13 protein-coding genes are annotated in these 11,914 nt (G+C 67.3%); 11 read left to right on the top strand and 2 right to left on the bottom strand.

Going from position 1 to position 11,914, the window contains the following annotated elements:
• Positions 1-37: 37 nt before the first annotated feature.
• The 6 genes from OHQ90_RS00900 (at position 38) to OHQ90_RS00875 (ending at position 4,789) form a co-directional block, all read left to right on the top strand.
• Positions 38-922, top strand: coding sequence for a thioesterase family protein (locus OHQ90_RS00900; protein WP_328406639.1), 885 nt, complete (start codon positions 38-40; stop codon positions 920-922).
• A 22-nt stretch (positions 923-944) separates the two neighbouring features.
• Positions 945-1,763 carry a pyrroline-5-carboxylate reductase gene (gene proC / locus OHQ90_RS00895; protein WP_328406638.1) on the top strand — a complete coding sequence of 273 codons (819 nt, stop codon included), beginning with the start codon at positions 945-947 and terminating at the stop codon, positions 1,761-1,763.
• Positions 1,764-1,923: 160 nt separating this feature from the next.
• Positions 1,924-2,214: a helix-turn-helix domain-containing protein gene (locus tag OHQ90_RS00890; protein ID WP_328406637.1), complete on the top strand. Its 291-nt coding sequence runs from the start codon at positions 1,924-1,926 to the stop codon at positions 2,212-2,214.
• A gap of 169 nt (positions 2,215-2,383) precedes the next feature.
• Positions 2,384-2,485 carry a 30S ribosomal protein bS22 gene (locus OHQ90_RS00885; protein WP_003402602.1) on the top strand — a complete coding sequence of 34 codons (102 nt, stop codon included), beginning with the start codon at positions 2,384-2,386 and terminating at the stop codon, positions 2,483-2,485.
• 175 nt (positions 2,486-2,660) lie between these two features.
• On the top strand, positions 2,661-3,764 hold the full coding sequence (locus OHQ90_RS00880; RefSeq protein WP_328406636.1) for an NAD-dependent epimerase/dehydratase family protein: 1,104 nt from the start codon (positions 2,661-2,663) through the stop codon (positions 3,762-3,764).
• Positions 3,761-4,789 (top strand): lysophospholipid acyltransferase family protein, encoded by a 1,029-nt coding sequence (locus OHQ90_RS00875; protein WP_328406635.1) that lies wholly within the window; start codon positions 3,761-3,763, stop codon positions 4,787-4,789. Before OHQ90_RS00880 ends, OHQ90_RS00875 begins: the two co-directional genes overlap by 4 nt.
• Here OHQ90_RS00875 and OHQ90_RS00870 read toward each other — a convergent pair whose 3' ends face one another.
• Positions 4,790-5,755 carry an HAD family hydrolase gene (locus OHQ90_RS00870; protein WP_328412441.1) on the bottom strand — a complete coding sequence of 322 codons (966 nt, stop codon included), beginning with the start codon at positions 5,753-5,755 and terminating at the stop codon, positions 4,790-4,792.
• Positions 5,756-5,944: 189 nt separating this feature from the next.
• Here OHQ90_RS00870 and OHQ90_RS00865 point away from each other — a divergent pair, with 189 nt between their 5' ends.
• From OHQ90_RS00865 to OHQ90_RS00845, 5 genes are all read left to right on the top strand, one after another.
• Complete coding sequence (locus OHQ90_RS00865) at positions 5,945-6,205, top strand: glutaredoxin family protein (RefSeq protein WP_328406634.1); 261 nt, start codon at positions 5,945-5,947, stop codon at positions 6,203-6,205.
• Positions 6,206-6,454: 249 nt separating this feature from the next.
• Positions 6,455-7,252 (top strand): redox-sensing transcriptional repressor Rex, encoded by a 798-nt coding sequence (locus OHQ90_RS00860; protein ID WP_328406633.1) that lies wholly within the window; start codon positions 6,455-6,457, stop codon positions 7,250-7,252.
• Entirely contained in the window at positions 7,249-8,763 is a 1,515-nt protein-coding gene (locus OHQ90_RS00855) for a glutamyl-tRNA reductase (RefSeq protein ID WP_328406632.1), read from the top strand. Before OHQ90_RS00860 ends, OHQ90_RS00855 begins: the two co-directional genes overlap by 4 nt.
• Positions 8,760-9,824, top strand: coding sequence for a hydroxymethylbilane synthase (hemC, locus tag OHQ90_RS00850; protein ID WP_328406631.1), 1,065 nt, complete (start codon positions 8,760-8,762; stop codon positions 9,822-9,824). Before OHQ90_RS00855 ends, hemC begins: the two co-directional genes overlap by 4 nt.
• Positions 9,821-11,386 (top strand): bifunctional uroporphyrinogen-III C-methyltransferase/uroporphyrinogen-III synthase, encoded by a 1,566-nt coding sequence (locus tag OHQ90_RS00845; protein ID WP_328406630.1) that lies wholly within the window; start codon positions 9,821-9,823, stop codon positions 11,384-11,386. Before hemC ends, OHQ90_RS00845 begins: the two co-directional genes overlap by 4 nt.
• A gap of 88 nt (positions 11,387-11,474) precedes the next feature.
• Here the strand turns inward: OHQ90_RS00845 and OHQ90_RS00840 are convergent, their stop codons facing one another.
• The gene (locus tag OHQ90_RS00840) at positions 11,475-11,759 is read right to left on the bottom strand and encodes a hypothetical protein (protein ID WP_328406629.1); all 285 of its coding nucleotides are present in this window, start codon (positions 11,757-11,759) and stop codon (positions 11,475-11,477) included.
• Positions 11,760-11,914: the final 155 nt, after the last annotated feature.

Here is an 11,914-nt window from a genome sequence, read left to right as displayed (position 1 = left end):
GGACCGCCGATGCGGCACAGGAACGACAGGAGTGACGATGCCGGAGCTGACCGTGGACCTCGAGCGGGACACCGAGACCGACGCGCCGTTCAGCCGCGTATGCGCGCTGACCGAACTGTCCGCGACCACCCCCGACACCGGTCGCTACCTCGGCATCATCGACAAGATCTGGACGATCGGCAAAAAGGTGCACGGCGGCACGATGGTCGCGGCCAGCGCCGCGGCGGCCACCAACTGGCTGCGCGCCTCCGATCCGGCACTCGTCGCGATGGCGCCCATCGCGGCCAGCTCCGACTTCCTCGGCGCTCCGGAGCCCGGTGCAGTCGAGTACGAGGTACGCATCCGGAAAGTGGGCCGTCAGATCTGCCTGGCGGATACGACCCTGATCCAGGACGGGCGCAGTCTGGTGCGAACCGCCTTCACCTTCGGACACCTCGACGACGCCGATCCGCTGTACGCACCGCAGCACGGCGATATGCCCGCCGCGCCGCCCGCCGACGCCGTCGGCTACGAATCCGGCTCCGCGATGGGCAGCATCGTGCACGTGGGCCAGGGCGCGGAGCTCTACATCGACCGCGAGTGGGCCAGGTTCCTGGACGGCGAGCAGGCCGAACCGCGACTGCGGCTGTGGATGCGCCCACGCGCGGGCGATCAGCGCGATCCCGATGTCTCGATGTTCTTCGCGATGATGTCGGCCGATATGAGCCCGCCGGTCCCGATGAACCTCGGCCACTTCGGCTGGGCTCCGACCGTCCAGATGACCACCTACCTGCGCCGCAGGCCCGCCCCCGGCTGGCTGCGGATCATCGCGACCACCCACGAGGTCGGCGGCCGCATGTTCGACGAGGATCAGCTGATTCTCGATTCCACTGGTGCGGTCGTCGCGCAAAGCCGCCAGCTGGCGCTGATTCCGCAGCGCTGAGCGCGGTCTAACCTTTACCCCCATGACGAGAATTGCGGTGATCGGTGGAGGTCGCATCGGGGAGGCGTTGGTCGCCGGGTTGCTCGAGTCGGGTCGCGTGGGCAAGGACCTGGTTATCGTCGAGACGCACGCGGATCGCGCCGCGCTGATCGCCGATCGGTTCGGCGTGCGGGTCACCGAGTCGGTGGCCGATGCGGTCATCGGCGCGGATCTGCTGGTGATCGCGGTCAAGCCGGGTGACGTCGACACCGTGCTGACCCAACTGGGCAAGGCCGAACTCGATGCAGACCGGGATCAGGTGCTCGTCTCGCTCGTGGCCGGCGTGCCGACCGCGCGACTCGAAGCCAAGCTGCCCGCAGGCTTTCCCGTGGTGCGGGTGATGCCGAATACCCCGATGCTGGTCGGCCAGGGCATGAGCGTGCTCGCACCGGGGCGCTATGCCAGGCCGGAGCAGCTGGCCGAGGTGGCCGACCTGCTCTGCGCGGTCGGCAAAGTGGTGACCGTCGCCGAGTCGCAGATGGACGCGGTCACCGCGGTGTCGGGTTCCGGACCCGCGTATTTCTTTCTTGTCGTCGAGGCGATGGTGGACGCGGCCGTCGGCCTCGGCCTCGCCAGGGACGTCGCGACTGAGCTCGTGGTGCAGACCATGGTCGGGTCCGCCGCGCTGCTCGACGATGCCGAGCAGAGCGCCGTGGAACTGCGCGCCGCGGTGACCTCGCCCGCGGGCACCACAGCCGCGGCGCTGCGCGAGTTGGAGCGGGGCGGGGTCCGGTCCGCGTTCCTGGAGGCACTGCACGCGGCCAAGCAACGGTCTGCGGAACAGGGCAGGTCTACCGAGTGACCGGTTGGTTCCCTGGAAGCAAAGCTTATTTCTCACACCCGTCGCAGTAATCCCACTGGTCCCGCTAAGCTTCAAGGAGCACGTGCGTGTCTGTTCCGCCGGTGGGGAAGCCGGCGGCGCGGACGTGCCGGAGGTCAATGGTGCAATGATGTCTAACAAGATGTCTGCAAATAGCTCAGGGACGTCGCCTGGCGGCTCCGGACCATCTACCAGCCGGGCAGGTTCCCGGTCGCAAGGCAGTTCGGTATCTCCAACGCAACCCGTGCTCGGTGGCGGCACCCAGTTCCTCACCGTCGCCGAGGTGGCAAATTTGATGCGGGTATCCAAAATGACGGTCTATCGGCTCGTGCACTCGGGTGAGTTGCCCGCCGTGCGGGTCGGTCGGTCGTTCCGGGTGCATGCCAAGGCGGTCCACGACTACCTGGAGACGTCCTACTTCGACGCTGGATGAGGCGGTTTCGTTCGCCTCGGGGTGTCCCGGTAGGATGAACCCTCGGTTCGTGTTCGCCTGCCGGTGGCACCGTTTCGTGGTGTCCGGTGGCCGTCGGCGGCGCGGATGCCGAGTACGGCGTACGTGATTGACGTGCGCGCCGAGTAGAGAGAACGCGAGGAACAACCCTATGGGTTCTGTGATCAAGAAGCGTCGCAAGCGCATGTCGAAGAAGAAGCACCGCAAGCTGCTTCGCCGCACCCGCGTTCAGCGGCGCAAACTCGGCAAGTAAGCCGCTGCGCGTTAGCTGGGGAGCCCGTCACCGATCCGGTGGCGGGCTTTTCGTTTTGAAACACTCAAGTTTGAAAACGGTTTGTGTATCGGGTGACTGAAGTCATCGTTAGATCCTCGTTAACAATCTCGGCGCGTCGTATGGCAGCGGTTACGCTTGAACCGCATTAAATGAAATGGGGGCTGTCGAGTTGGGATCCGGTGCTGTGGGATCTGAGATAAGAGATGGACACACACCCAAGGTTGCGCTGGTCACCGGCGCCAGCCGGTTCTTCGGCGGCAATGTGGTGGCCAGACTCGCCCAGGACCCCGGTATCGAACGCATCATCGCTGTCGACACCATGACCCCGAGTCGTGAGCTCTCCCGCCGCATGGGCCGTGCCGAATTCATTCGCGCCGACATTCGAAATCCGTTGATCCGCAAGGTAATCGATGGCAGCCAGGTGGACACCGTCGTGCATGCCGCGCTGTTGGCGCGGCCACCCGCCGGTTTCAGCAGAGCGGTGATGAAGGACCTCAACGTCCTGGGCGCCATGCAACTGCTCGCGGTCTGCCAGAAGTCGCCGTCGGTGCGGCGAGTGGTGGTGCGCTCGACGTCGGCGGTGTACGGATGCAGCGCGAAAGACCCCGCGAAATTCACCGAAGAAATGAGTGCGCGCATACCGCCGAGCGGCGGATTCGCGCGCGACATGATCGAAATCGAAGGATTCGTCCGCGGGCTTGCCCGGCGCCGCCCCGATATGGCCACAGCGGTTCTGCGTTTCGCGCCGATCGTCGGTCCACGGCTGGCGGGGCGCGGTGTGCAGTATTTGCGTTTGCCGGTTGCACCGACCGTGTTCGGCCGTGATGCCAGGATGCAGCTGGTCCACGAGCAGGACGCAATCGCCGCTTTGGCGCATGCTGCCAAAGTTTCGGCCGTCGGCGCATACAATATTGCGGGTGACGGCGCCCTTGCTCTATCGCAAGCGGTGCGGCGGGCAGGCCGCATCGAGCTTCCGATCCCGTTCCTGGTGTTCCGCACAGCGGGACGCGCGTTGATGGGCCCGCTGATGCGCGAATTCAGCAGCGAACAACTCGATTATTTTCATTTCGGCTGTGGCCTGGACACCACGCGCATGCGCACCGAACTCGGGTTCGTGCCGCGCTGGACGACGGTGCAGGCGTTCGACGACTTTATCGGGGGCGCAGCGTTGCGGCCCGTCATCGACCCCGCATGGATCGATGCCGCAGAAAATAAACTGCTCGGCCTGCTCGGGGCCGGTACGGGAGCACAACCATGAACGATGTCGCGAAAGTCATCCAACTCCACGACGTGAATATCGAGGCGCGCCCGCGCCCGACCGCGCGTCGCTGGCCGGAGCCCACGGTCGGTGAGTCGTCGTCGGGCCAGGTGACCTCGCTGACCGAACGGCTTGCTGCCACCGAACCGCCAGTGCCGCAATCACTGTCGGACATGCTGCGCGGCGCCCTCGGCAAGCAGATCGGCAAGACCGCGGATTTCGCGCGGCGCAGGCTCACCGGCGATTACCAGGTCGACGAGTTCGGCTTCGACGAGCATCTACTCGAATCGCTGCTCCTGCCGATGCTGCGTCCCATGTCGGATTTCTGGTTCCGGGTGCAGGTCAGCGGGATGGAGAACATTCCAGAGGTGGGTGGGGCGCTGATTGTCGCCAACCACGCGGGCACTGTGCCGCTGGACGGACTGATGTTGCAGCTGGCGGTGCACGACAAGCATCCGAAGCAGCGGGCGCTGCGCCTGCTGGCCGCCGACCTCATTTTCGAGACGCCGGTGCTCGGTTCGCTGGCCCGCAAGGCCGGCCACACCCTGGCGTGCCGTCCGGACGCCGAACGACTGCTGCGCTCGGGTGAGCTGACCGGCGTATTCCCCGAGGGCTTCAAGGGCGTCGGCAAGCAGTACACCGATCGCTACAAGCTGCAGCGCTTCGGCCGCGGCGGATTCGTCGCCGCTGCGGTCCGCACCGGCACCCCGATCATCCCGTGCTCGATCGTCGGTTCCGAGGAGATCTACCCGAAGCTGGCCGATATCAAGCCGCTGGCGCGGCTGCTCAACCTGCCGTACTTCCCGGTGACCCCGCTGTTCCCGCACTTCGGTCCGCTCGGCGCGGTCCCGCTGCCGTCCAAGTGGTACATCGAGTTCGGCGCGCCGATCTCGACCAACGGCTACGAGGCCGACGCCGCGGACGACCCGATGACCATGTTCGAGGTCACCGATCAGGTCCGCGAAACCATCCAGCAGACCCTCTACAAACTGCTGACCAAGCGCCGCAACGCTTTCAGCGGATAGTCAGTGCTCGCGGCGGCGAGTGACTGCCGCTGCCACCGCACCACCGGCGGCGCCCAGCGCCAGTGCGGTCGGCACGCCGATCTTGGCGGCCTTGCGGCCGGTCCGGAAGTCACGGATTTCCCAGCCGCGATTCTTGGCGACCTCCCGCAGATCCGAATCCGGGTTGATCGCCACCGCCGTGCCGACCAGCGACAGCATCGGCACGTCGTTGTGGCTGTCGGAATAGGCGGTGCACCGCTTGAGGTTCAAACCTTCTCGGACCGCGAGGGTGCGCACCGCGTGCGCCTTGCCGAGGCCGTGCAGGATGTCGCCGACCAGCCGGCCGGTGAACTTTCCGTCCACACTTTCGGCGACGGTGCCGAGGGCACCGGTCAGCCCGAGCCGTTTCGCGATCACCTGCGCCAGTTCGACCGGCGTCGCGGTGACCAGCCACACCTGCTGGCCCGCGTCGAGGTGCATCTGCGCGAGAGCCCTTGTCCCCGGCCAGATCTTGTCGGCGATGATTTCGTCGTAGATTTCCTCGCCGAGTGCGGCGAGCTCCGCGGTCGGGCGGCCCGCGATGAATGCGAGCGCTTTTTCCCGGCCGCTTGCCATATCGGTACTGTTCTCTTTGCCGGTAACGCGGAATTTGACCTGCTTCCAGGCGACGTCGACCAGGTCGGAGGTCTTGAAGTATTTGCGTGCGGCCAGACCACGGGCGAAGTGCACGATCGACGCGCCCTGCACCATGGTGTTGTCGACATCGAAGAACGCGGCCGCGGTGAGATCGCGTGGCACCTCCGGTCCGGTCGTCTCCTGTTCGGCGGCCGCCAGGTCGGCGTCGTGCAGCGTCAGCGCGGCGTCCGCGCTCGCCTCGCCTGCCAGGTTGGCCCGCAGCTCTTCCTCGCTCGGGCCGAAGGGGCTGCGGGAGATCCGCGCAAGCTGGTCCTGGAGGCTCTGGCCGAGCCTGCCCTGGTTCCATCGCACCGGAAACTCGCCGAATCGTCCGGCGATGAATCCGGCCTTCGTCCCTGAACTGTGGGCCACCTTCGATTGTTCCGGCACCAGTACCTCCGCCCGTCGCGCGAACCACGTCCACAGTAGCCGGAAGCGGTGACAGTCACGGGCTTACCGCGCGCACCGAACCGGGCGTGGCGAGGCGATTTAATATCCGTCATGACCAATCCCACACATTCGGTGACTTTGCTGACGAGATCCGGCTGCGCGCTGTGTGTCACCGCACTGGAACAGCTGCGGGTGATCTGCGCCGACTTCGGGATCGAGCCCGCGACGGTGGATGTCGATGCGGCCGCCGTTACCGACCCTGGCCTGCGCGCGGAGTACGGTGACCGGCTGCCCGTCGTGCTGCTCGACGGCCGTGAGCACAGCTATTTCGATGTCGACGAGCCCCGATTGCGGTCCGATTTGACCCGCTGAGGGAAAGCTGATCCTGTCCGTTTCTGCCGCGCTGCTGGTCGCGGCGGAAAATGAGGCCAAATTCACCGACTTTGTGCAGGGCTTCACAAGCGGTTACGGTGGTGGCACGCGACCCCCATGCCCAGGCTGCGGACCCACCGCGTAATGACACCCAGCATTCCGATACTTCGATCATGGCACCGGACCGCCCCGGGCAAGAGGTCGAACAGCGAACCGGACCTGAGCAGTCCGGAACGAGGAGCCGACGACGTGACAGAGCAGCATGAGACGCCAGGCGGCGTCTCCGGCAGGGCTCTGCAGAAGGACATCCCGCAGGCCACTGTTGCGCGGCTTGCCACCTATCTCCGGGTCCTCGCCATGTTGGCCGACGACAGTGTTGCCATCGTATCGAGTGAGGAACTGGCTGTCGCGGCGGGTGTCAATTCCGCCAAGTTGCGCAAGGACCTTTCCTTCCTCGGGCCCAATGGCGTTCGGGGTGTCGGCTATGACGTGGCGAAGCTGCGCAGCAGGATCGAGGATGTGCTCGGGCTGTCGCAGGGACATCGGGTGGTACTGGTCGGTGCCGGCAATCTGGGCCGGGCACTGGTCGGCTACGGCGGTTTCCAGCGCCGCGGCTTCACCGTCGTCGGTATGTTCGACAGTCACCCCGAGGTGATCGGCCTGCAGGTCGCCGGTCTGGTGGTGCGTGACGTCGCCGCACTCGCCGAGGCCGTCACCGTGCTGCAGCCGACCATCGCGGTGATCACCGTTCCCGACGACGCGGCGCAGGCGGTGTGCGACTGCCTGGTCGGTGCGGGACTGCAGTCGATTCTGAGCTTCGCCCCGTGCGAGCTGACCGCGCCGGACGGCGTCGAGGTTCGCCGGGTGGATCTGGCCGTCGAGATGCAGATGCTTTCCTTCGATGCTTCGCGCAACGCACCGCCGTTGCCCGAAGTGGCACGTGCCGTATCGGGCCGCATCACCCATCGCGCGCATCCGGCACTCAAGCATTCGACCTCGCATTCGGCAACGGAGCCAAGCAGCAAGGGATCGGTGGTTACCCCATGAGTGTTCTTTTGGTCGGGATTTCGCATCGGAGCGCTCCCGTCTCGGTGTTGGAGAAGGTTGCCATCACCGATGCCGACCGCCCGAAGCTGGTCGACCGAATGCTCACTTCCAGCCACGTGTCCGAAGCGATGATCGTCTCCACCTGTAACCGGGTCGAGGTCTACGCGGTGGTCGACGCCTTTCACGGCGGTCTCGCCGAGATCGGCGATCTGCTGACCAAGCATTCCGGACTGCCGCTGCCGGATCTGACCAAGCACGCCTACGTCCGCTACAGCGAGGCCGCCGCTGAGCATCTGTTCGCGGTGGCGAGCGGCCTCGATTCGATGGTGATCGGCGAGCAGCAGGTGCTCAGCCAGATCCGCAGTGCCTACGCCTCCGCCGATTCGCAGCAGGCCGTCGGCCGGACCATGCACGAACTGGCCCAGCACGCATTGCGGGTCGGCAAGCGGGTGCATTCGGAGACCGGCATCGATAGAGCGGGCGCCTCGGTGGTTTCGGTGGCGCTGGATCGGGCCCAGCAGGTGCTGCGGGCGGCTGCGAACGGTTCGCAGGCGGCAGCTCCGGTAACCACGGAGGGGTCCGCTGCCGTCCCATCCGACACCGCGCTCGCGGGCCGGACCGCCGTTGTCGTCGGCGCCGGTGCGATGGGCGGCCTTGCCGTGGCTCATCTTTCGCGTGCGGGCATCGGTCGCATCATCGTGGTGAACCGCACCATCGAGCGGGCGAGCCGGCTTGCGGAGACCGCGGCGTCCTACGGGGTCGAGTCGGCGGCGATGGAGCTGTCGCGGCTGACCGAGGCCATGGCCGCCGCCGATGTCGTGATCACCTGTACCGGCGCGGTCGGCGCTGTGGTGACCTTGGCCGACACCCACCGCGCCCTCGCCGATCGCGAACGCGCCGAATCCGCTTCCACCGAACGGCCATTGATCTTCTGCGACCTCGGCCTGCCCCGTGATGTCGAGCACGCGGTTGCCGGGCTGCCCGGCATCACGGTGATCGACATCGAGACGCTGCAGCGCGACCCCGCGGCCGGAGCCGCTGCCGACGACACTGCCGCCGCCCGCGCGATCGTTGCCGATGAACTCGCGAAATACCTTGCCGGCCAGCGGATGGCCGAGGTGACGCCGACCGTGGCCGCACTGCGGCAGCGCGCGGCCGAGGTGGTCGAGGCCGAACTACTTCGTCTCGATTCACGGCTGCCGAGTCTTGCCGACCCGGAACGCGACGAGGTGGCGCGCACGGTGCGCCGCGTGGTCGACAAGCTGCTACATGCGCCGACGGTGCGGGTCAAACAGCTGGCCTCCACGCCGGGCGGCGACAGCTACGCCGAGGCGCTCCGGGAACTGTTCGAGCTCAAACCTGGTGCGGCGCAAGCGGTCGCCGCGCCGATGGAGATCAACGCGATCGGCGGCGAGCACGGGTCCTTCCGGTTCGCGGGCGACGGCGACATTGTGCTGGCCGACGACTTCACGGCAGGCCACCTCGGCGAAGAACGGGGGCAGTCCGCATGACCATCGTGCAGGAAGAGGACAACGTGACCGCAGGCAGCATTCATGCGCCGTGGCGGATCGGCACGCGCGGCAGTCTGCTCGCGCTCACCCAGTCGGGCACTATTCGCGACGCGCTGATCGCGGCTGGGCAGGCGGCGGAGCTGGTCGTGATCAGAACCGCAGGCGACAACAACGCGACAGACCCGGTCGCGAAGATCGGCGTCGGGGTGTTCACCTCCGCGCTGCGTGACGAGTTGGCCGCCGGATCCATCGATATCGCGGTGCACTCGTACAAGGATCTGCCGACCGCGCCCGACCCCCGTTTCACCATCGCCGCCATTCCGGTGCGCGAGGATCCGCGTGACGCTCTGGTCGCCCGCGACGGCCTCGTGCTAGGTGAGCTGCCCGCCGGTTCCAGGGTGGGCACCTCCGCGCCGCGGCGCGCGGCGCAGTTGCGTGCGCTCGGACTCGGTCTCGACATTGTGCCGTTGCGCGGCAACCTGGACACCAGACTGCGCAAGGTCGCCGAAGGCGAGCTCGACGCGGTCGTCGTCGCTAGAGCGGGGCTCGCCAGAATCGACCGTCTGGACGCCGTCACCGAGGCGCTGGAGCCGGTGCAGATGTTGCCCGCTCCTGCGCAGGGTGCGCTCGCTGTCGAATGCCGCAGCGACGACACCGCATTGCTCGCGGTGCTTGCCGGACTCGACGACGCCGCCACCCGGGCGGCCATCCTCGCGGAGCGGGCCCTGCTCGCCGAGCTGGAGGCGGGCTGCACCGCGCCGATCGGCGCGCTCGCCGAGGTCGTCGAATCGCTCGACGACGACGGCCGGGTTGTCGACGAACTCTCGCTACGCGGATGCGCGGCGGCCATCGACGGTTCCGAGGTGCTGCGGGCTTCCGTGGTCGGCGCCCCGGAGCGGGCGGCCGAATTGGGTCGAGCACTCGCCCGTGAGCTATTGGAGCTCGGCGCGCGTGAGCTGCTCACCAGCGTGGAACCGGAGGCGCTCGGTTCCCCCACACAGGCGGTGGATCTGCCCGCCACAGACTTTGTCGATCCCAGCCCAATGGAGAACAGCCGATGAGCAGCCGAGCTACCAAGAAGCATCCCGGTCGGATCCTTTTCGTCGGGTCGGGTCCCGGCGACCCGGCATTGCTGACAGTGCGCGCCCGTGAGGTACTCGGCCGGGCGACGCTGGCGTTCACCGATCCCGATGTGGACAAGGGCGTGCTCGCCCTCATCGGGACTGCCGTCCAGGCGGATCAGGACGGTGAGCGTCCCGTCGACGTGCGTCCAGCGCTCGGCGAACCCGCCGAGGTGGCCAAAACGCTGATCGCCGAAGCCCGCAACGGCCATGACGTGGTCCGCGTCGTCTCCGGCGACCCGTTGACCACCGACGCCGTTATCGCCGAGGTCACTGCGGTGACCAGGTCACACATGGTCTTCGAGGTGCTGCCCGGTCTGCCCGGCGGCTCGGCGGTGCCGAGCTACGCGGGCATCGCGCTCGGGTCCGGGCACACCGAGGCCGACGTGCGCGGCGAGGTCGACTGGGCCGCACTCGCGGCCGCGCCCGGCCCGCTGGTGCTGCACGCGTCCTCGGGGCACCTGGCCGAAACCGCCAGCGCCCTTGTCGAACACGGCATGGCGCCGCAGACCCCGGTCGCGGTGACCGTGCGCGGCACCACGCGCCAGCAGCGCACCATCGAGGCGACCCTCGCCACGCTCAACAGCGCCGCCTCCGAGCTGGTCGGCCCGCTGGTGGTGACCATCGGCAAGGTGGTCGCGCAGCGGTCGAAGATGTCCTGGTGGGAGTCGCGCGCGCTGTACGGCTGGACCGTGCTCGTGCCGCGCACCAAGGACCAGGCAGGCGAGATGAGCGAGCGGCTGGTGACGCACGGCGCCATCCCGATGGAGGTGCCGACCATCGCGGTCGAGCCGCCGCGCAGTCCCGCCCAGATGGAGCGGGCGGTCAAGGGTCTCGTCGACGGCCGCTACCAGTGGGTGGTGTTCACCTCCACCAACGCGGTGCGCGCGGTGTGGGAGAAGTTCGCCGAATTCGGCTTGGACGCGCGGGCGTTCTCCGGTGTGAAGATCGCCTGTGTCGGCGAGGCCACCGCGGAGAAGGTGCGCTCGTTCGGCATCAACCCGGAGTTGGTCCCGAGCGGTGAACAGTCCTCCGAGGGCCTGCTCGCCGACTTCCCGCCCTACGACGATGTTTTCGATCCGGTGAACCGAGTGCTGTTGCCGCGCGCGGACATTGCCACCGAAACCCTCGCCGAGGGTCTGCGTGACCGCGGCTGGGAGATCGACGATGTCACCGCCTACCGGACTGTGCGCGCGTCGCCGCCGCCCGCCGAGACCCGCGAGATGATCAAGACCGGCGGTTTCGACGCGGTCCTGTTCACCTCGTCCTCGACAGTGCGCAACCTGGTCGGCATCGCGGGTAAGCCGCATGCCCGCACCATCGTCGCCTGCATCGGCCCGAAGACGGCAGAGACCGCCATCGAATTCGGTCTGCGCGTCGACGTGCAGCCGGAGGTCGCTCAGGTCGGCCCGCTGGTCGAGGCGCTCGCCGAGCACGCCGCACGGCTGCGCGCCGAGGGTCTGCTGCCGCCGCCGCGTAAGAAGAGCCGCCGCAGCCGGTAATCGGATTGTCGGACGAAACGCCCACCGCGCTGTGGGCGTTTCGCTTTTCCACCGGCCGCCGGGTCGAACGCCGGGCAGCTCGGCGGGATCAGCGGCTGTAGCGCATCAGGGTGCGCACCAGCCTGCAGGTGGTGTCCGACGGTGGGCGGATATCGATGAGTTCCGCGGTGCGCCGAATGCGCTCGTTACTCGCCTGGCTCGGGAGATAGATGCCCGAATCGAGCAGCGCGATGGTCAGCCGCATGGCCTTGAGCCTGCGGTTGTGGCTGACGTACCACTTGCGTGGGCGGCCCGCAGGCAGCGGCCGCTTCTGGAGCGGAACATAGGGCCGGTCGATGATGACGGTCTTCGACTTGGGTGCGGTAGCGGGCATCGCCAGTCCTCCCGTAGTGGTGCGTTTTCGAGTGCGAATCTCTCGAACACTTCTTCGATTCTACCTCTGGGCACCGACAAAAACCGCTGGCCACAAGGACTTTCGCGGTTGGCACAGTAGTGGGAAGAGCGCCGCTGAAACACCAGGGAGGCGGC

The organism is Nocardia sp. NBC_00403, from assembly GCF_036046055.1.
In the GTDB taxonomy this organism is placed as follows: Bacteria; Actinomycetota; Actinomycetes; order Mycobacteriales; family Mycobacteriaceae; genus Nocardia.
Note: the sequence above shows the minus strand (reverse complement) of the source record. Positions and strands in the feature narration are given on the sequence as shown.